This window comes from Streptomyces sp. NPDC014006 (assembly GCF_043088925.1).
Classification (GTDB): Bacteria; Actinomycetota; Actinomycetes; order Streptomycetales; family Streptomycetaceae; genus Streptomyces.
This window is the reverse complement of record NZ_JBICAJ010000022.1, coordinates 45,507-65,056: the sequence shown is the minus strand read 5'-3', so window position 1 is coordinate 65,056 and position 19,550 is coordinate 45,507. Positions and strand designations below refer to the sequence as shown.

Sequence of the window (19,550 nt, the reverse complement as noted above, 5' to 3'; positions counted from 1 at the left end):
CCCGCGGAGCGGGTACCACATCGCTGCGCGATGTGCAAGCGAACACCCGCGCGCGCTGCGCGCGGGTGTTGCGCTCCCGCTCCGCGGGCGCGCTGGCGTGGAGCTGCGCTCCACGCACACCCTGCCTGCTGCGCAGGCAGGGTGACGGTCCGTCCGCTGCGCTCCCGGACCGGCGGGACTGTGTCCCGCTATCAGGCTTCCGCTTCGCTTCAGCCTGACCGGCGTGTCCGCTGCGCTCCCCCGCCTGATGGTCCTTACGGCTGCGCCTTCAGGACCGTGGGCCCGCTGACGCGGGCCTGGCTGGTTACGAGGAGGGGGTCGGTTCACCGTTGCCCGGGTTGCTTTGGTGGCGTCCAAGGCTTCGGGAGCGGCGGTGGCCCTTCCAAGGCGCTACGGAATTTCTCCTTCAGGCTTTCCGGAGGTGCTTCCTTCTCTTTCTGCGAGTGCATGAGCTGGGCCGTGGTCACCCGAATATGGCACTCACGGTGCCGCTGCCTCAGGAGCACTACCCACGCACCGTCTTGAGCCAGGAACGCGTGACGGGCCGGCTCGTCTCCCGGCCGCGCATGCCGGGCCAGCACCCCCGGTATGTAGTTCAGGGCCGCATCCTCGGCCGCCGCCACCGCGTCCGTCTCGTCCTGGCCGATGTGATAGGTGCCCACCAGCATCCACCGGTGCAGCCTGAGTTCCACACCGTCGGGGCGCTCCGTCGTTCGGGTGTCCTCCTCGATGAGGACGTACCACTCGGCAGTCACAGTCGGCGTCTACCTGTCTTCTGTGGCCCGCGGGCCGCTCTTGTTCAATGCGGGCACGGACGGCAGAAGGTCCCCCCGTGCTGGAACTTATCATGTTGCGTGCTGTCCTCGATTGCTGTGCTTCATTTTTTGTTTGCGATAGACTCTGGACTGGTGTGGTACCACCAGCGGTGGTGTCGGAGGCCGTGATCGTCGTCAGCTGTCGGATCTGTCCCCTGCGACGGTCCGCGGCTTTTTGCAGCCGCAGCGAGGTCAATGTCCGGTTTGGAAAGGGCACTTCGCGATGTCGAACCGCACTCCGACAGAGAGCAGAAAGCCGGTCGATATGGCAGCGAAGGAACTCCGCCCCCACCAGCGGGAAGCCGTAGACGGGGTGCTGCGGGCCCTTGAATTGCCGGCAAGATCTACTGTGCCCGAGCAGGGGCTGCGGACACAGGTGGTCATGGCAACCGGATCGGGCAAGACACTCGTCGCCGTGCGCAGCGCCGAGGCGCTGCAGGCGGGTCGAGTGCTGGTGCTCATGCCCTCGCTGGACCTGCTGGCGCAGACGGAGGCCGCCTGGCGCGAGGGCGGGCGTACGGGGCCAATGATCGGGGTCTCGTCCCTTCGGGGGCCGGGGGCGTCCTTCCCGAACACCACGGACGTGGACGAGCTGGTCGCCTGGGTCCGCCCGTGCAACAAAGTCACGGTGTTCGCCACGTATGCCTCGCTCGGGCTCGGCACCCTGGAACGCGCGCACGCTGCCGGCCTTCCGGGGTGGGATCTCATCGTCGTGGACGAGGCGCACCGCACTTCCGGGCGAATCGGGAAGCCATGGGCGGTCGTCCACGACAACACCCGCATCCCGTCCTTGCGACGGCTGTACATGACCGCCACCCCGAGGTTGTGGCAGCTGGACGACGACTCCGAGGGTGCGCCGGGCGTGCCGGGTGAGCTGGTGGCGTCGATGGAGGACGATCCAGACGGGCCGTTCGGTGCCCGCTGCTACATGCTGACGCTGTCCGAGGCCATCGACCGGGGAATCTGTGCCCCCTACCAGGTGGTGTGCCTGGACATCACCGACACCCACCTCCAAGCCGCACAGCTCCTGGGCGCCGAAGCCCGCTCGGACCAGGTACGCGGGGCGCGGCTCGCCGCGCTCCTGACCGCGCTGGTGAAGGCCTCGGCCGAGGAAGGCTTCCGCAGGACGCTCGTCTTTCACCATCAGGTGAAGGAGGCCGAAGCGTTCGCGGCCGACCTCCCCCGGGTCGCCGACCGGCTGCACGCGGCCGACGCTGAGCTGTACCCGAAGACGATCTGGGCGGACTGGCTGTGCGGTGACCACGGGGCGCTCCACCGGCGCCGGGTCCTGGACGAGTTCTCCAAGGGGATCGCTGCTGACGGCACGGTCGTGGAGAAGACGTTCCTCGGCTCCGTCCGCGTGCTCGGCGAAGGCATCGATACGTCCCGCTGTGACTCCGTGTACTTCGCGGACGTCCGCGGTTCCATGCCCGACCTCGTCCAGGCCGTCGGCCGGGCACTGCGGATGCAGCCCGCTGAGGGCAAGGTCGCCTCGCTGGTGGTGCCGGTCCTGCTCGGGCCGGGCGAGACCGCAGACAACATGCTCACCTCGAGGGCGTACGGCGGGCTCGCCAAGCTGCTGGAAGCGCTCAGGGCGCACGACGCCCGCATCGTGGAGCAGCTCGCCGAGCCCCAGGCACGAAGCCGTGTCAGGGGCGTGCAAAGCCGCAGCGGAGCGGAAGGCGAGGGAGCCGAGAGCGACCGAAGCGACCGGTTGTCGGTGCCGGCCCGGGAACTGCTGAAATTCAGCACGCCCCGTGATCCGGCGCAGCTGGCGGCGTTCATCAACCTGCGCGTCCTCAACCCCGAACACGCCCACTGGCGCCGCGGCATCGAAGCCGCCGCCATCTACCACCGGGTCCATGGTGATCTGCGGGTGCCGTTCACCTACCGCGTCCCCGACCGCGGCGACCAGGAAGCGGAAGCCGAAGGGTGGCCGACCACGCTCGCCGGGTTTCCACTTGGGCAGTGGATCGCCGATGCTCGGAGGTTCTACGCCCGGGGTGACATGGACGAGGACCGCATCGCGCAGCTGGAAAAGCTGGGCATGGTCTGGTCACACTACGACGTCGCCTGGGAAGAAGGCCTCGCCGCCGCCCGCGGCTGGGCGCAGGAGAACGGGCACCTCCTGGCCCCGACGGACGCCACCTACAAGGGATACCGCGTAGGGCTGTTTCTGAAGAACGCGCGGGCGGCCGCCCGGCGAGCGGCCGTGAACGAGCAGCGGCGAGCCGAAGGGCTGCCCGTTCAGTCCGCGGCTGGCGCACTGCCGGAGGAACGGCGCGAGCAGCTGGACGACATCGACCCCGCCTGGTGCCCCGCCTGGCCGGTGGAGTGGCAACGGTGCTTCCATCTGGTCCGCATGCACCTGCAGGCCGGCGGCGAGCTACCGACCGAGCCCGGCGAGGTCGTGCACCAGGGCGAAGACCTCGGACGGTGGGTACGCTCGACCCGCCTCGGCTGGGACAACCTCACCACCGTCCAGCAGTGGCTGTGCGAGCAGGTCCTCGGGATCGAGCCCGCCACCGAGGACGAGAAGCCCAGGCCCCGCATGAGTCAGGCCGACAAGTGGGCGATGCACCTCGCCGCCGCCCGACAGTTCTTCGAGCGTGAGGGGCACCTTGAAGTGCCGCGCAAACACACCGAAACGATCACCACGGGCGAGGACGACGGCGAGGACCAGGAGCAGCGGGAGCTCCGGCTGGGGGCATGGATCAGTAACCAGAGATCCAGAGCCGCCACGCTCACCCCCGTACGCGTCGAACAGCTCTCCGCCATCGGCATGCGCTGGGCGTAACCCAGACGTAGGCAGTACCCGCAGCGCCCTCGAAGCGTACGCATGGCGTACATATCGCGTACCTGCCACGTACATAGCCGCCAGCCCATACGGCCCGTCCGGATCGGCGACCACGAGACCGGGGTGGCAGGTGGGAGGCACGTACTGCCCGCGCCGTCTGCACCAGCTGGCGGGCGGTAACGCGGAAATCACGGCTTGAGTGGTGGCGGATCGTGGGCCGCAACGCGGCGATCGTCCCGGAGGCGGGTGGCCGTGGCGCAGGCGCTGCTGGAGCCGGCCATGGTCGAGGAGGCCTTGCAGGCAAGCGGCGGGATGCACCGGCTGGGCGAGCGGCTGGGCCGCACCTGGCTGGGACCCGAACTTGCGGCCGACCACGGCAGCCCGCTGAACGACTGGAAGGGCGCGATCGGGCGCGCCCGGCGCCACGAGACGGGGCCGCCGGGCTGGCAGGGGATCCGTGGCGGCTAAAGCGGGAACAGCAGCCCGCCACGATGGGGCCAGCTGCGCGTCCCGGCCGCAGAAGCCCAGTCGGGCGGATCGGGGACCCGGTGGCGGGCCACCGTTCCTGCCGAAGAACGGTTTCACATCCCGCAGTTGGTCGACGAGGCACGCGAACAGCTAGTGGAGCTGCGCGGCGTGCAGCGGCACCACCGTCGAGGTGGCCCGCATCTTGCTGGAGCACCTCAGCCACAGTGCCGCCCTGATCGACCAGGCCCTCGTGCACACCGCTACCGCAGCCGTCGCCGCCGGGGTGGCACTGGAGGAGGCCGCCGCCTGGTCCCGCCTGCCCGCCCAGGGGCTGGCCGAGGTACTCGCCGCGGGTGAGGGAGAGGGCTGACACGAACGACGGCGCAGGCCGGTCGGCAGCTGGCCAGCCGTTGCCGACAGGGTGCGGCGCGGCGGGGTGAAGTGGAGAACTCTGCACTGACAGCGGTGCCCCCCGCCCGGCACCCTGGGTGCCCCGTGCAGCTCAACAACCCGCAGTTGCACCGATGTTGCGGTTACCGGCCGGTTCTCCTGCGCGGCAGGCCAGGCATGGCGTTGTGTGGAATCGTGATCATCGACAGCGGCCAGGAGGCCGCATCGTCCGCGGTGCCCGAGGCCGGGTGCCGCATCCCCGAGCCGCACAGAACGGATGGTGCTGTTCGACGCGAAGGCGCTCCAGCCGTAGATGCCGGCCTGATCGATGTGCGCTTTCGAGACCCTCTGGGGTGCTCGCGTCAGGTCCCGTGGCTTGAGGCTGCGCAGGACGTCCCCTTCGAGGACTCTCCTGCGGTACGGCCTTTCCCCGTCCGGCACGGGCGGCGTGTGGCTCCGGGCTGGTGGTGGTCGTCGACGACCAGGCGACTGGTGGCGTACGGGTCCGGTGTCATGCGGACCGAGCTGATGCTGCTGGATTGGGAACCGACGGTGGTGGCGCTGGCCTGCCGGCCGGTGGAGCTGGTGTGGCGTGAGGAAAGCAAGGTCGCCGGTCATGCGCCGCAGCTGATGGCCAGGCTTCAGGACGGCAGCGGCCTGTTGCTCGACTGCGCGGGACGCAGCGGCCCCTCTGCCCGGCTGGCAAAGCGGGCACGGGTTGTGGCGGCTGCCGCGGAGGCAGCGGGCTGGTCCTACCGGCTCGCGGGGCCGCCGGATCCGGTGCTGGTGGCCAATGTGCGGTGGCTGGCGGGTTACCGGCATCCCCGGTACGCCGCAGGGCCGTGGATGCCGACTCTGCTGGGGGCCTTCGGCAGGCCGCGGCCGGCGGGGGAGGCGGTGCGCGAGCTGGGTGACCCGATCACCGTGTGGCCCGCGGTCTTTCACGCGCTGTGGAGCGGGGTGCTGCGGGTGCGGCTGGACGAACCGCTGCACGAGCGTGCCGTCGTCTCGGTCGCACGGCAGGAGGCCGAAGCGGCATGACGCAGGCGGTTGTCGAGGTCGGGGCGCGCCTTCGCTACGACGGACGGGTATGGACGCTCGCCGTGCTGGAAGGCGTCCGGGCCACGCTGGTAACCGACGAGGGCGCCTCGGCGGTTTTGCTGCTGCCCTACCTGTTCTCCGATCCGTCCTTCGGCGTGGAAGGCGGGCCGGCGCCGGGGAGGGTGCCGCCGTTCGGGCTGCTGGAGGCGCTGCCGGTGGAAGTGCGGAAGCGGGCTCTGGCTTGGCAGCGGCATGTGCGGGAGGTGGAGACCGGCTTTCCTGACGCGGTCGGGCAGGGCACCCCGCGTGAGCAGTTCGATCCGGCAACACGGAACCTGGCGCAGCGGGAACGGGCGAAGGCCGAGGAGTTGACGGCGGCGGGCTGGGCGGCGAGTGCGGCGACGGTGCGCCGGATGCGGGCGCGCTACCGCAGCGAGGGCTTGTGGGGGCTGGTGGACGGCCGGGCGGTGCGGGAGCGGTCGGCGGTGGGGCGGGCCGATGAACGGGTGGTCGCGGCAGTCAGGAAGGTGCTGGAGGAGCAGCGGGAGCGGTCGACGGGCACGCTGGTGCGGCTGCGCCGCCGGGTGGGGTGGCTGCTGGAGGAGGAGTACGGCGCCGGTGTGGTGGCGCTGCCGCCGGCGTCGACGTTCAACCGGCTGGTGCACGCGGTGGCCGACGGACAGGGGCTGCTGGAGACAGCCACACAGCGGCGGTGGCATGCGTCGCGGCCGACGCCGCCGTTCACGCCGACGGTGGCACTGCGGCCGGGTGAGCTGGTGATGCTGGACAGCACGCCGCTGGATGTACTGGCGGTGCTGGACGACAGTGTGACCGGCCGTCTTGAGCTGTGCATCGCGCTGGACGTGGCGACGCGCAGCATCTGCGCGGCGGTGCTGCGGCCGGTGGGCACGACGTCGGTGGACGCGGCGATGCTGCTGGCGCAGATGGTGGTGCCGGCGGCGATGCGGCCGGGGTGGGACGCGGCGCTGTCGATGCAGCGGTCGGTCATCCCGTATGAGCGGCTGGTGGCGTTGGACGCGCGGCTTGAGGGGGCGGCTGCCCGGCCAGTGATCATGCCGGAGACGGTGGTGGTGGACCAGGGCCGGGTGTATGTGTCGGCGTCGTTCGTCTCGGCGTGCGAGAGCCTGGGGGTGTCGGTGCAGCCGGTGCCGCCGGCGAACGGCCCGGCCAAGGGGAACGTGGAGCGGACCTTCCGCGCGATTGCCGACGGGTTCAGCCAGTACCTGCCGGGCCACACCGGCTCGGATGTCTCCCAGCGGGGCGCGGCCGCGGAGCAGGATGCCTGCTGGAGCCTGACGCAGCTTCAGGAGCTGCTGGACGAGTGGGTCATCTGCGGGTGGCAGGAGCGTCGGCACGAGGCGCTGCGGCACCCGATGATGCCGCAGGTCGCCGTCTCACCCAACGAAATGTGGGCGGCGCTGGTGGCAGTGACGGGGCATGTGCCGGTGCCGTTGTCCGCCGACGACTACGTTGAGCTGCTGCCGGTGCGGTGGCAGGCGATCAACGACTACGGCATCCGCTTCGGCTACCGCACCTACGACCACCTTGGCCTGAACCCCTACCGGCGCCGCCGCTCACCGCAGGCGGACAAGAACGGCCGCTGGGAGGTCCACCACAACCCCTACGATCCGAACCGGGTGTGGGTGCGCCTGCCCGAGGGATGGCTGGAGGTGCCGTGGGTCCACGCGGGGGCGGTGAGGCGCCCGTTCACCGCGTTCACCTTCGACCACGTCCGCCGCACCGTGGAACGCCGGCATGGCCGTGAAGAGCACGAGGCGGCGATCGCCCAGGCGCTGGATGCGCTGCTGCGCCGTGCCAGCCAGGGACTGGGCAGCAGGCGAGAGCGGACGGTAGCCGCCCGGGCCCAGGCGGCCGCGCAGATGACCGATCCCTCCCCCGCCATCGCCCCGCACCAGTGGCCTGCGCCTCTCGCGCCGGGGGCCTCGTTCGGGCTGCCCGATTCCTTCACCGTCCCGCTTCCAGATGCCGGCGGCTGGGACGCCGACGACAGCCTGGACGACATCGAGGACAACCAGGACGACGAGGACTACCTTCTCGCCGCCCTCGCCGACGGCCAGGACACCGCAGCAGGCCACGCGGATGAGGCCGAAGCATCCGGGCCGACGGCCGAAACGACCCGGGACCAGGCCGCTGAGCAGACGCTGGACGCCGCCGGGGCGGGCGGCATGCGCATCTACGACCCGTACCAGGAGGCCCAGGCATGGTGACAGCGGCGCAGCCCGCCACCACGAGCACGTTCAGTCCGCTGACCACGTGGGACGGGTGGCAGCAGTTCGTCGACACGCCCCACGCACCGGCACGGGAGGCCGATGACCAGGAGTGGACGCTGGAGCAGCGGGAGGACTACCACGCACGGTTCGTGGTGCTGAAAACCCCCGCCATGGACACCATCTCCACCGCGGTACGCCGCCTGCTGCTGCTCAACCGCGGCCAGCAGGGCGGAGCCAGACGCGGCCTGATCATCTCCGGGCCGGCCACCACCGGGAAGACCACCGCGATGCAGCAGCTCGGGCGCACCGTCGAACTCGCCGACCGGCGCCGCCACCCGAACCAGGACGGGCGTCTGCCGGTGCTGTTCATCACCGTGCCGCCGTCCTCCACCCCGAAGATGCTCATCAGCGAGTTCGCCCGCTTCCTCGGCCTGCCGACGCTGGAGCGGATGAACCAGATCCAGATCACCAACGCCGTGTGCGAGCTGCTGTGCGAGATGGGCACCCAGCTCGTCCTAGTCGACGACGTGCACCTGATGGACACCCGCAGCCGGGCCGGCGCCGAGACCTCTGATCAGCTGAAGTACCTCGGCGAGCGGATCCCAGCGACCTTCGTCTACTCCGGCATCGACGTCGAATCCTCACCCCTGCTGACCGGCGTGCGCGGCTCCCAGCTCGCCGGCCGCTTCAAAATCGTGCGCAACCAGCCGCTGCGCTACGGCAGCAGCGCGGACCAGCAGATCTGGAATGACCTGGTGAACAGCATGGACAGCGCCCTGCGGCTGCGCCGGCACCGGCCGGGCGCGCTGGTCACGCACGCCCCCTACCTGCACGCCCGCACCGGAGGCCGGATGGGCAGCCTCTCCCACCTCATCCGGGAAGCCGCCCTGGTGTCCCTGCTGGACGGCACGGAAAAGATCACCAAGAGGCTGCTCGAACAGATCGAGCTCGACACCGCCGCCGAACAACGGGCCCGGGCACCGCACCGCCGCCGAACGCCCACGCAACGCCAGCCCTGACCGGCAAGCGTCTGCCTCAACCGACCGTCCTGAACCCCCGTTCGGCGAGCGCCCGGATGCCGGTACATCCGGACCCGCCAGGAAACGACCTCTGCTCCCTGATGCCCGACTTTCCTCCACCACAGCCGCAGTTGCCGCGGACAGCAGCGGCGCGACCGGGACCGGTACGGGTCGCGCCGCTGCAGGGCGAGACGAACCTTTCGTACTTGGACCGGCTGGCCGACCGCTACCGGCTCGGCGTCAGAGACCTCATCCCGCCGCTTCTCCAGGTCGGCGGAGGCCTGTTCAAGGGCTACCGCACGGACGGCGAGGTCTACCTCAACGCCGAAGCCCGCGCCCGCATCTGCGCATTCAGCCGCGTCCCCGAAAAGACCCTTCAGCGGGCCCTGCCCGCCTGGACCGCCCAGGAACCCCTCTCACCGGACGGGGCGGGGGCAGCCGGGCGGTTCCGCTTCGGGGCCGTGGTGCCGGACGCGGGAGAAGGATGCCGGCTGTGCACGGCCGCACGCACCGGACGGACCAAGCCCGCCCGGCTCTATCTGCAGCCGCACACCCGGATCTGCCCGCGCCACGGGCGCTGGATGCTCGGCACCCACTGGATCGACGGCGCCCCGGCCGACACCGAACAGATCGACCTGGCGGAGCTGCCGGAGATGGTTCCGGCGCACCGGCGGCATCTGAATCTGCTGCGCCATCGGCCGGACACCGCCCGCGCGTTCGAGGTCGCGCATGCGGTGGTCGTCTCCTGGTGGGCGCAACAGTGGCCCGAAGAGGAGCAGTGGCCTCGCCGGGTACGCCAACTCACGCCGCAGGGGGCCGATCCCGGATGGTGGCGGCTGCTGGCCAGGGACGCAGTCACCTACCCCGAGACCGTCGCCTTCACCTCGGTCCTCACCGACGAACGCACCAAGCAGCAGCTGCTCGCCGACACCGGCGGACATCTGCCCCACACACTCGCTCACGTGCCTGGTCTGGCCGGCGAACTGGCGCGGGTCACGGGGCGGCCGTGGCTTGTTGAGCGGATCGCCTCGACCTCGGCCGGTCCTTTGCTGCTCTGGGCGCAGCACTGCGTACGGGCCGACGCGGACCCAGCCGTCACCGACCGGCTGTGGACGCTGCACATGGCGCACCGGCCCCGCCCCATCGCCCGCGAACTCACTGCCCACCGCAACGCCGCACAACAGTCGGAGAAGACAGCAGGCGGTAGACGGCTCCACCTGGGGCTCCGGCACACCTCGGATCAGGCGTTCACCACGGGTCTGGCACACGCCCGCGCCTACGCCGCGGTCCACGGTCACCTCGCCGCCCCGATCCACAGCCAGTTCGATGGCTTTGCCCTGGGCCGATGGCTGAAGAACCATCGGAAGTTCCCCGCGATGCCGCCCGAACATGTCGCGGAACTCGAGGCACTGGATCCGTGGTGGCGGCCGCCGTGGAGGGTGATGTGGCAGCGCTTCTACTACCAAGCCCGCGACCACGTCCGCGCCCGCGGACCCCTGCGCCCCGAACACGGCTTCCCCACCACCAGCTTCGGCCTGGGCGAATGGCTCTACAACCAGTGCACCGGCTACGACGTCCTGCACCCCGCACAACAGCGCCTCCTCGCCGACATCGGCCTCACCCCTGAGGCGGTACAGGCGGCCCGGCCCCGCCGCAAGCACATGGCCACCCACTTCCAGCGCGCCCTCACCTGCGCCCGCGCCTTCGCCGACGCCCACGGCACTCTGGTGAACGCGACCACCGACACCATCCAGGACGGACTCAAGCTGGGACAGTGGCTGGCCAACCAGCGCAGCAAGGACCGCACCTACCAGCACCGCCACGGCACCCCCTCACCCCGGGCGCAGGCGCTGTCGACGATCGACCCCTGGTGGAACCCGCCCTGGACACTGGAATGGCAGCGCTCCTGGCACCAGGCACACACCCACGTCCACGGCGGCCACGTCCTGGACGCCGCGGACGGATTCCCCGGCACCAGCAGAGCGCTCGCCACGTGGCTGACCACCCAGTGCGCCCAGTACGACACCCTCCAGCCCGACCAGCAGGCCCTGCTCGCCCGTATCGGACTGACAGGGGAGACTGCCCGCAGCGCCGCCGCCAGGCCCGCCGAACGCGAGGCCGACTTCGCCGTCGGCCTCGGATACGCGCGCTCCTACCACGCGACGCACCGCACCCTCGCCGCCGCAATCGACACCGCCCACGCCGGATTCCAGCTCGGACGATGGCTGCGCCGGCAACGCCAGCACGCCCGTACCGACGCCCACCGGGGCACACCTCCCTCTGCCGCGGCGAAAGCGCTGAACACGATCGATCCCTGGTGGTGCCCGCCCTGGAACCTGGCCTGGCAACGCGCCTGGCAGCACATCCACGACCAAGTCCGAGCCGGCCACCGGCTCGACGCCGACCACCACTTCCGCAGCTTCGCCCCCACCCAGCGCGCCTGGCTACGCCTGCAACGCACCCACTACGACGACCTCCACCCCAACCAGCAGCACCTCCTGGCCAACATCGGCCTCACCCACGAGAGGGCCCGCACACGTCCCCTCAACCCGTACGCCGAGACCGCACTCACGCATGCCCGCGCCTACGCCGCCACCCACCACACCCTGGCCGTGGCCTACTCCACCATCCACGACGGCTTCCCCCTCGGCCGCTGGCTCAACGACCAACGCCAACAAGCCCGGCGCGACACCACCCCCAACGCCCGCCACCAGGCCCTCACCACGATCGACCCGTGGTGGAACCCACCCTGGGACCTTGCCTGGCAACGCGCCTACACCCGCGCCCGCACCACACAAGCCCGCCCCACCGGCTTGCCGGCCGACGTACGCGCGTGGACCACCGCACAACGCACAGCCTGGGACCGTCTACGACCCGAGCAACAGAAACTCCTGACCGACCTGGGCATCGCGCCCGGCACCGCGGACGCCGCCGGCCAGCGGCGCACAACCAGCCGCGTCTACCCCGCAAGCCCCGGACTCGCCCACGCACACGCATACGCCCAGGTCCACGGCCACCTCTCCCCCAGCGCAGACACCCACCACGACGGCTTCCCCCTCGGCCGCTGGCTGGTACAAACACGCCGCAAAGCCCGACAAGGCCGCCTCTCCCCCACCACTACCCAAGCCCTTGAGGACCTCGACCCTTGGTGGAACCCACCCTGGCCCAGCATCTGGCAACGCACCTACCAGCAAGCCCAGTTCAACCACCACACCGGCCAGGACCACTCCCCCGCCCTCCAGCGATGGAGCAAGCGGCAACGCACCCACTGGAACACCCTCCACCCCACCCAGCAGGAGCTTCTCTCCGCGGTGGGCATCCTTCCCGCATGAACTGACGCGGCCACAGCTGCCCGGCCCGGGCATGCTCAACTGCCCTGTTCTGCCCGACCGGAAGGAAGAAAATCAAAAAAGTTCTGGCATCGAGGTCACGCAACGGTCCCCTCGCAGGCACTCACCTTCAGAAGCCAAAACCACGTTCACCGATTCGGGAGCCCCAGCGATGCCGGAGTATGAGATTGCAGCCCTCGCCGCCGGGGCCGGATACCTCACCAGCGTGTTGCGGATGTGGATCCGGGTGCACGGCCGTACCAGCATGGCCCGCATCCGCAGCAGACATCGCAGCGAGATGATCCGGGGGTTGCCCAGTGGCAGCCGGGTCATGGATGAACACGACAAGATCACCATTGAAGTCGGCGGACCGCGGGCGACTGAGAAGCAAGGGGGCGGCAGTGTCATCGTGGGTGATTGAGTGGTCGGCGCAGGCAGCCTGCCGTACCACTGATCCGGATGAGCTGTTCGTGGAGTCGGCGGCACAGAGCCGGGCCAAGGCGGTGTGCACCGACTGCCCTGTGCGAACGGAGTGCCTCGCCGACGCGCTCGACAATCGGGTCGAGTTCGGCGTGTGGGGCGGCATGACCGAACGCGAACGGCGCGCTCTGCTTCGCAGGCGTCCCGCCGTCGAATCCTGGCGCGCGCTACTACAGAGCGCACGTGCCGAGTCCGAGCAGAGGGCCGGCCTCCTTGTCGAGGAACGGCCCAAGCAGCCGCAAGAGCAGCAGGGGCTCTCACCGGAACAGGAACAGCAGTACGGGGCCCTCTTCCGAATCCGCTTCGTACCGACCGTTGGGTTTCTGATCGCCGCCGGCGCAGGGCGACACGACGCTGAGGACGCCGTGCAGAGCGCCTTCGTGCAACTGGCACGGGCATGGGAGTCAGTGACACACCCCGAAGCCTGGCTGCGGACCACCGCCTGGCGCATGTGGCTCAAGGCCAAAGACAAGCAGAACACTTGGTCCTCGGATCCCGCCGATCTGCCTGAAGCGGGTGTGCCTGACCCCTGCGGCGACATCGCCGAGCAGGTCGACCTCGTGCAACTGTTGCGGAGACTTCCTGTTCTGCAGCGCACGGTGATGGCCTTCGAAATCGACGGAGCCACGCCCGCACAGACCGCCGAGGCACTGGGAGTCCCCAGTGCCAACGTCCGCCAGAACCTGCGCCGGGCGCGTCACAACCTTGAGCGCATGCTCCAGGAACAAGAGGACCAAGGAGGCACACTGTGAGCAGCTCACCCAGGCGCAGTGCCGCCCAGCCGGTAGATGCCGTGCTGGCCTCCGCCATGCAGCGCCTGACCAACGCGTTGGACGCGACCACGGATGTCGACAGCAGGCTGGCAGCCGCCCTGTATGCCGCCACTCTCCCACCCGCGCCTCCCGTCAGAACCTCAATCGACGCCTTCCTCGACCACGGCAGGCAGGAACTACAGGCAACCCTCGAGGCCAGCACGGACGTCGAAAGCCACCTCATCCTGGCCCTGCACGAAATCGATCTTGATCCGCAGGCCGACACCACCCGCGAAGAGTAAGCACACAAGCACAGCCGATAGATCCGCCCTCGACGACCTCACCAACCCCGATACCGCCTGACCTGTCCCAACGAGTAGCAGCTCACTGGAACTTCGGCGACGTCCCTGATCCGCGCCCGCTCAGTAGCCTGCGTCGACTGGCGCTGTCTCGAGAATGCAAGGGCTGGCAGTCGGGGCGGGCGGTGTGGGAGAACCAACCCTACGGACTGCGGGGTACCGGCCCTGCCGGCGGACCGCTTGGGGAGGCGGACGTCGCCGACCTGACGCTACTCGCACCGCCGGGCCCGATCCGACCTGCCTGGTGAGCCACTGACTCACCGCCCCGGAGAGCGGTGGCCGTGAACGAACCGTCCCGGGTGCAACCGGCCAAGTGGAACCTCTGCAAGGAACCCACTGCCTGGAGACAAGCGGGAAGTCTCGGCTCACCACGTTGCCCAGGCGTGTTCCCCCTGGTTCGTCGACACCGTTCCCGGACGGGAAAGAGGATTCAGCCGCCCAGGCTCTGCATGAGCGCAGGGGCGTAGCGGTCGCCGGAGACGATGCCGCGCGGGGCGACGGCTGCAATGGCGGCCAGGTCCTCATCGGTGATCGTCACGGTGGTGGCGGCGACGTTCTCCTCCAGGTAGCGGCGGCGCTTGGTGCCGGGGATGGCGATCGCGCCCTGGTGCAGCACCCAGGCGAGAGCCAGCTGGGACGGCGAGACCTGTTTGGCGGCGGCGATGCGGCGGACCTCGTCGACCACGGCCAGGTTCCGGGCGAAGTTCTCGCCCTGGAAGCGAGGGTCGGTGCGGCGGAAGTCGTCGGCGGCGAAGTCGTCCGGGCTGGTGATCGCACCGGACAGGAACCCGCGTCCGAGCGGCGAGTAGGCGACCAGACCGATCCCGAGTTCGTTCAGGGTGGCCATGACTCCGTCGTCCTCGATGCCGCGCTCGAAGAGCGAGTACTCGGTCTGGACCGCCGTGATCGGGTGGACGGCGTGGGCGCGGCGGATGGTCTGCGGGGCGACCTCGGACAGGCCGATGTAGCGGATCTTGCCGGCGGCCACCAGCTCGCCCATGGCGCCGACTGTCTCCTCGATCGGCACCTGTGGGTCGACCCGGTGCAGGTAGTAGAGGTCGACGTGGTCGGTGTTCAGGTGCCGCAGGGAGCGGTCCAGGGAACGGCGGATGTACTCAGGGCGCCCGTTGTGGCCGACGAGCGTGCCGTCGTCGGTGAACTCGATGCCGGTCTTGGTGGCGACGACGGCCTGCTCGCGGCGGCCGGCGAGGGCCTTGCCGAGGAGCTGCTCGTTGATGAACGGGCCGTAGCTCTCGGCGGTGTCCAGCAGGGTCACGCCCAGTTCCAGGGCGCGGTCGATGGTGGCGAGGGACTCGGCCTCGTCGGTGCTGCCGTAGAAGGCGCTCATGCCCATGCAGCCGAGTCCTTCGGCGGAGACGGTCAGGCCCTGGCTGCCGAGGGTGCGGAGTTCCATGGTGATCTTCCTTGCTGTTGCGGGTCGTCCGCGGGATGTGTGGCGGGTCGTCCGCGGGATGTGTGACTGGTTGGTTGTGTGCCTGGTGTGTCTGGCCTGGTGCGCCTGGGGTGTTGCGGCCCTTGGCCGGGACCGGGTGCGGCCTGGAGTCGGTCGCCGGTCGCCGGTCGTGGTCGGGCCGCGCCCGGCGTCGGTGCACCCACCGGGCCACGGGGCGGTCAGCGCACCCAGGCACCGGTGAGGGTCTGGACCGCGGACCCGTCGAGGTCGGCGAGGGACGCTGCGACGAAGTCGCGGGCCCACTGCGAGGTCTGGACGCGGAAGGGCGGGCGGGCGACGGTCAGGGCGTCGATGATCGGGGCGGCTGCCTCGTCCGGGGTCTGGGCGGTGCTGAACGACTGCTGGGTGCGGCTGATGTAGGCCTCAAGCGCCGCGGCGTAGGGCCCGGCGGCGGCGAGCAGCGCCGGGACGTCCAGGCCGAGATTGGCGACGAACTCGCTCGCCACCGCGCCCGGCTCGACCACGGTGACATCAACGCCGACGGTGGCGGCGACCGGCGCGAGGGACTGCATGAAGCCCTCGACGGCGAACTTGGCCGCGCAGTACGCCTCGTTGAAGGGCTGGCCGACGACGCCGCCGACGCTGGTGACGGTGATCACCCGGCCCTTCGACGCCCGCAGGTGCGGCAGGGCGGCCCGGGTCACCGCCACCACGCCGAAGAAGTTGACCTCCATGGCCGCACGGACGTCGTCGATGCTGCTCTGCTCGATGGTGCCGACCTGGGCGGCCCCGGCGTTGTTGACCAACGCGTCCAGGCGGCCGTGCTCGGCGACGACCTCGTCCAGGCAGGCGGCGATGCCGGCGGAGTCGATCACATCCAGGCGCTTGACGTGGATCCGGTCCGCGACACCCGCCTCGGTGGCAGCCGCGAGCAGGGCCTCGGCCTTGCCGGTGTCGCGCATGGTGGCGATCGTCGTCCAGCCCGCCTGGGCGGCGCCGATGGCGGCGGCCAGGCCGATGCCGGAGGACGTACCGGTGATCAGAACCGTCTTCGGGGAGGTCATGAGGGTCTTCCTTGCCTGCGGAGGAGAACGGGCCGACACCCGTAACCGGGGAGCTCCCCGGTTATCCGCAACGGTAAACGGGGGACTCCCCGGTTGTCCAGCTAGACTGGTCCCCCGATGAAGGGAGCAGTCTTGACCACCAAGCCGAGCGCGTTGCGTGCCGATGCCCGCCGCAACCGGGAGCGCATCCTCGAAGCGGCCGTACACGCCTTCTCCGAGAAGGGCCCGGACGTCGCGATCGACACGATCGCCAAAGCCGCGGGCGTCGGCTCGGCCACGCTCTACCGCCACTTCCCCACGCGCGAGGCGCTCGTCGAGGCGGCCTACCGCAACGAGCTGGCCCGTGTCTGCGACAGCGCCGCGAAGCTGCTCGCCGACAACCCGCCCGACCGCGCGCTCCGTCTGTGGATGGACGGCTTCATCGACTACGTCGCTGCCAAGCAGGGCATGGCGGACGCGCTGCGGGCGGCGGTCGCATCCGGAGCGGACCCCTTCGCCGAGACCCTCGACAAACTCGGCACCGCGCTCGGCACCCTGCTGCGCGCCGGCGCCGACGCCGGTCTCCTGCGGCCGGACGTCGACCCCTTCGACGTCGGCTTCAGCCTGGCCGGCGTCGCGCTGATCACCAGCGCTCCCGACCAACGCGAACGGGCCGGCCGCCTTCTCGACCTGCTCCTCGACGGCCTGAGGTACGGAGCGGACGGGCCGACGTCCAACTCGTGACCGGGCCCCGGCCGCGTACACCGCCCGCGCCGCGAAAGCAACGAGGCCGTCGAGAGGCAGCAGACGGCCGTCACCGGCGAGAAGGTGATCGCCCAGCCACGGGCTTTACCGGACACCTGCCCGTATACATCCCGGCGTAGAGCATGAGGTGACCTTCCCCGGCGGGCCCAGGGCGCGTCCGCGCGTGACATCGGGGCCGCGCGCTGTCTCCCCCCTCCAGGACGGACCGGGCCCATGCCCGGGCCACCAGAGGCAGCGGACCCCATAAGCCCCTGCCTGGCCGAGTATCTCGGGGACATGCGCCGGGCAACGCGGGTGCGGACATGGGATGTCCCGGCCCACGGGCCGGTGAGCCTCCCGGGCGGGGCTCTGCGCCGGCGTCAGTGGTTGACAGGTGAGGGTGCCCGGAAGGCCAGGCGTCAGCTGTGGTGGCGGTCAGCAGCCAGCCGGTGCTGCGCAGTTGCACACCTTCGTTGCCTTCGCGGGGACGAAGGGCGTCGGTCAGGCGATCCAGGGCACGGGTGGCGATGCCGGGGGCGGGTGGCGATGCCGGGGGCGGTCTGCGTGAGGAGGTGGCGGCCGGCCCCCGAGTTCAGGAGGAAGTCGGCGGCCTCTGCCGCGTCGCGTCCCCAGGTGCCGTAGGCCGTGACGTGTTCGGCCCGTACGTTCTGCAGTCCTGCCTCGTTCAACAGCGCGGCCGCCGCGCCGGGCGCGGCCAGTGAGAACATGCCGGGTTCGCCGGGCTTGCCGAAGCCGTCCAGCGGCAGAAGGTCGTGGAGGGTGGCCAGGGCGGTCAGCTTGGTTGCCCTCGGGTTCGGCCGCGCACAGCAGGGCGACGCGGCCGCCCGGGCGCAGCGCGGCGGCGATGTTGGCGAAGGCTGCGCCGGGGTCGGTGAAGAACATGATGCCGAAGCGGCTGATGGCAAGGTCAAAGGTGCCGCGGGGAAGCGGGTGGACCTGGGCGTCGCCCTGTTCGAAGCGGACGTTGCCGAGGCCGGCACTCCCGGCGCCGGCTCGGGCGCGTTCGAGCATGGGACCGTAGAGGTCCAGGCCCAGGGCACTGCCGTGGGGGGCGGCGCCGGCGGCGAGCCGGGTCGTGGCTCCCGCGCCGCAGCCGATGTGAGAACGCGGTCGCCGGGCGCGATGGCCGCGGCGTCGAGCAGGGGCTGGTTGAAGCCTGCGTTCACGGCGTCCCAGCGGTCGTGGTGGGCAGCCCAGTGACTGCCCTCGTAGCCGTTCCAAGCCTCTGCCTGGGCGGTGTTGGCGATGGGGTGCATGGTCGGAACCTCCCGTGCACGGGCTTTGCCGAAGCGATGCGCCCTAGAATGGGCGCACGCCCATGCAGTATGGGCAACTGCCCATACTTGCAACGTCCCTTGATTCAGGAGGCCTTGGTGTCACCACGCGGAGTGGCCATCCCCGATCTACGCGAGCGGCTTTTCGAGGCGGCCGAGCGGGTGGTGGCTCGGGACGGGGCCGCTGCTCTGACCAGCCGGGCGGTCACGGCCGAGGCCGGGTGTGCGAAGGGGGTGCTGCATACGCACTTCGCGGGGTTGGACGAGTTCGTTGCCGAGTTGGTGCTGGATCGCTTCACTCGTACCGCCTCGCTGGCTGCCCGCCTTCCCGGGAAGGCGGGCAGCGGCTCGGTGACCGGCAACCTCGTGGGCCTGGCTTCGGAGGTGCTGAGCCTGGATCCGGGGGTCGTCGGGCTGGCGGTGACCCGGCCGGCGGCGGCCCTGCGCGTGCGTGAGGCCTGGGCCGCGGGCGCTCCCGGCTTCGACGCGATTCAGGCTTCGATCGAGACCTACCTGGGTGCCGAGCGGCGCTTGGGACGCGTCGCCGACGGTCTGGATGCCGGGTCGGTCGCATTGGCGCTGGTCGGCACGCTGCACCACCTGCTGATGACGGGCCGCCCAGGCGCGCCGCCCCCGCAGGACCGGGTGGAGCGGCTTGTGCAGGCCCTGACCGGCCTCTCCTGACCCAGCGCTCTGCCGCCGGCCGGCGAGATCGGCCAGGAGGCCGGATGCGGTGCGGGCGAGCAGGATTTGCGATGACCACGCCGCTGGTGACCAGGCCGACGACCCGTCCGCGCTCGGCGGGAGGGGCGAGTGCGCGTCAACCTGACAGACGAAGCGTTCGCTCTCACGCCGGCCGTGCACATGGCGGCGGTGGTCGCGGAGGACACGGACGCCTGCGGCTCGGGCGCCCCAGCCCGCGCCCCAGCCCGCGGCCCAGGCCCCGTCAGGCTCGAAGGGCGCACCGTCCACTCCTCGACCGCGAGCAGCTCAACTGGCGGGCATGCGCTCCGGCAGGAGACACGGGCACGTCGGCATCCTGCCGACGGTGACGCACCGTGCCGTGTACACCGCGTCGCATGGCCGGGACACAGCAACCGCCGACTACCCCCGCGCAGCGATCCGGCACGGCCATGGAAGCGGTGCGCCGGGGTTGGCGACCGCGGTCTCATCGCTCTGAGCGGTGGCCAGCCAGCGCCACACCGTGCGCTCCGACACTCCAAGCGCATCCGCGGCCACCCGTACGTGGACTGCTGTCAGCTTCTTCCCTGCCCGCAGTGCGAGCAGCCGCCGCACGGCCGGACCGCGCAGCGCCGTTCTCGACGCCGCAGGCAGTCCGCCGTCTGGGCGGA

General features: G+C 70.6%; 17 protein-coding genes and 1 pseudogene. 13 read left to right on the top strand and 5 right to left on the bottom strand.

What is annotated here, in order from left to right:
- Nucleotides 1-323: 323 nt before the first annotated feature.
- Nucleotides 324-755 carry a hypothetical protein gene (locus ACF1GV_RS40060; protein WP_391691681.1) on the bottom strand — a complete coding sequence of 144 codons (432 nt, stop codon included), beginning with the start codon at nucleotides 753-755 and terminating at the stop codon, nucleotides 324-326.
- Nucleotides 756-1,080: 325 nt separating this feature from the next.
- Here ACF1GV_RS40060 and ACF1GV_RS40055 point away from each other — a divergent pair, with 325 nt between their 5' ends.
- The 11 genes and pseudogenes from ACF1GV_RS40055 to ACF1GV_RS40005 all read left to right on the top strand — a co-directional run bounded on the left by ACF1GV_RS40055 (nucleotide 1,081) and on the right by ACF1GV_RS40005 (nucleotide 13,645).
- Nucleotides 1,081-3,612, top strand: a complete 2,532-nt coding sequence (locus ACF1GV_RS40055) for a Helicase associated domain protein (RefSeq protein WP_391691679.1) — start codon at nucleotides 1,081-1,083, stop codon at nucleotides 3,610-3,612.
- A 252-nt stretch (nucleotides 3,613-3,864) separates the two neighbouring features.
- Nucleotides 3,865-4,080 (top strand): hypothetical protein, encoded by a 216-nt coding sequence (locus ACF1GV_RS40050; protein WP_391691676.1) that lies wholly within the window; start codon nucleotides 3,865-3,867, stop codon nucleotides 4,078-4,080.
- Nucleotides 4,081-4,270: 190 nt separating this feature from the next.
- Nucleotides 4,271-4,450: a hypothetical protein gene (locus ACF1GV_RS40045; RefSeq protein ID WP_391691673.1), complete on the top strand. Its 180-nt coding sequence runs from the start codon at nucleotides 4,271-4,273 to the stop codon at nucleotides 4,448-4,450.
- Between the two features lie 125 nt (nucleotides 4,451-4,575).
- Entirely contained in the window at nucleotides 4,576-5,511 is a 936-nt protein-coding gene (locus ACF1GV_RS40040; protein ID WP_391691670.1) for a TnsA-like heteromeric transposase endonuclease subunit, read from the top strand.
- Nucleotides 5,508-7,760 (top strand): transposase, encoded by a 2,253-nt coding sequence (locus tag ACF1GV_RS40035; protein WP_391691667.1) that lies wholly within the window; start codon nucleotides 5,508-5,510, stop codon nucleotides 7,758-7,760. The genes ACF1GV_RS40040 and ACF1GV_RS40035 overlap by 4 nt, the downstream gene beginning before the upstream one ends.
- Nucleotides 7,754-8,782, top strand: a complete 1,029-nt coding sequence (locus tag ACF1GV_RS40030; protein WP_391691664.1) for a TniB family NTP-binding protein — start codon at nucleotides 7,754-7,756, stop codon at nucleotides 8,780-8,782. Before ACF1GV_RS40035 ends, ACF1GV_RS40030 begins: the two co-directional genes overlap by 7 nt.
- A 206-nt stretch (nucleotides 8,783-8,988) precedes the next feature.
- Entirely contained in the window at nucleotides 8,989-12,114 is a 3,126-nt protein-coding gene (locus ACF1GV_RS40025) for a helicase associated domain-containing protein (protein ID WP_391691661.1), read from the top strand.
- A gap of 169 nt (nucleotides 12,115-12,283) precedes the next feature.
- The gene (locus ACF1GV_RS40020) at nucleotides 12,284-12,532 is read left to right on the top strand and encodes a hypothetical protein (protein ID WP_391691658.1); all 249 of its coding nucleotides are present in this window, start codon (nucleotides 12,284-12,286) and stop codon (nucleotides 12,530-12,532) included.
- Nucleotides 12,447-12,806 (top strand): annotated as a pseudogene (locus ACF1GV_RS40015) (WhiB family transcriptional regulator); the annotation flags it as partial. The gene ACF1GV_RS40020 and the pseudogene ACF1GV_RS40015, both read left to right, overlap by 86 nt.
- An 81-nt stretch (nucleotides 12,807-12,887) precedes the next feature.
- Complete coding sequence (locus tag ACF1GV_RS40010) at nucleotides 12,888-13,343, top strand: RNA polymerase sigma factor (protein ID WP_391691699.1); 456 nt, start codon at nucleotides 12,888-12,890, stop codon at nucleotides 13,341-13,343.
- Nucleotides 13,340-13,645 carry a hypothetical protein gene (locus ACF1GV_RS40005; protein WP_391691655.1) on the top strand — a complete coding sequence of 102 codons (306 nt, stop codon included), beginning with the start codon at nucleotides 13,340-13,342 and terminating at the stop codon, nucleotides 13,643-13,645. Before ACF1GV_RS40010 ends, ACF1GV_RS40005 begins: the two co-directional genes overlap by 4 nt.
- A gap of 487 nt (nucleotides 13,646-14,132) precedes the next feature.
- Here the strand turns inward: ACF1GV_RS40005 and ACF1GV_RS40000 are convergent, their stop codons facing one another.
- Both ACF1GV_RS40000 and ACF1GV_RS39995 read right to left on the bottom strand, forming a co-directional pair.
- Nucleotides 14,133-15,116, bottom strand: coding sequence for an aldo/keto reductase (locus ACF1GV_RS40000; protein ID WP_391691652.1), 984 nt, complete (start codon nucleotides 15,114-15,116; stop codon nucleotides 14,133-14,135).
- Nucleotides 15,117-15,334: 218 nt separating this feature from the next.
- Complete coding sequence (locus ACF1GV_RS39995) at nucleotides 15,335-16,180, bottom strand: SDR family NAD(P)-dependent oxidoreductase (RefSeq protein WP_391691648.1); 846 nt, start codon at nucleotides 16,178-16,180, stop codon at nucleotides 15,335-15,337.
- A gap of 132 nt (nucleotides 16,181-16,312) precedes the next feature.
- On the opposite strand from ACF1GV_RS39995, the gene ACF1GV_RS39990 reads away from it, so the two are divergent.
- Entirely contained in the window at nucleotides 16,313-16,903 is a 591-nt protein-coding gene (locus ACF1GV_RS39990; protein ID WP_391691645.1) for a TetR/AcrR family transcriptional regulator, read from the top strand.
- 501 nt (nucleotides 16,904-17,404) lie between these two features.
- Here ACF1GV_RS39990 and ACF1GV_RS39985 read toward each other — a convergent pair.
- Nucleotides 17,405-18,145, bottom strand: a complete 741-nt coding sequence (locus ACF1GV_RS39985) for a class I SAM-dependent methyltransferase (protein ID WP_391691642.1) — start codon at nucleotides 18,143-18,145, stop codon at nucleotides 17,405-17,407.
- 152 nt (nucleotides 18,146-18,297) lie between these two features.
- Here ACF1GV_RS39985 and ACF1GV_RS39980 point away from each other — a divergent pair, with 152 nt between their 5' ends.
- Entirely contained in the window at nucleotides 18,298-18,882 is a 585-nt protein-coding gene (locus tag ACF1GV_RS39980) for a TetR family transcriptional regulator (protein ID WP_391691696.1), read from the top strand.
- 420 nt (nucleotides 18,883-19,302) lie between these two features.
- Here the strand turns inward: ACF1GV_RS39980 and ACF1GV_RS39975 are convergent, their stop codons facing one another.
- Nucleotides 19,303-19,494, bottom strand: coding sequence for a helix-turn-helix domain-containing protein (locus ACF1GV_RS39975; RefSeq protein ID WP_391691693.1), 192 nt, complete (start codon nucleotides 19,492-19,494; stop codon nucleotides 19,303-19,305).
- Between the last annotated feature and the right edge of the window lie 56 nt (nucleotides 19,495-19,550).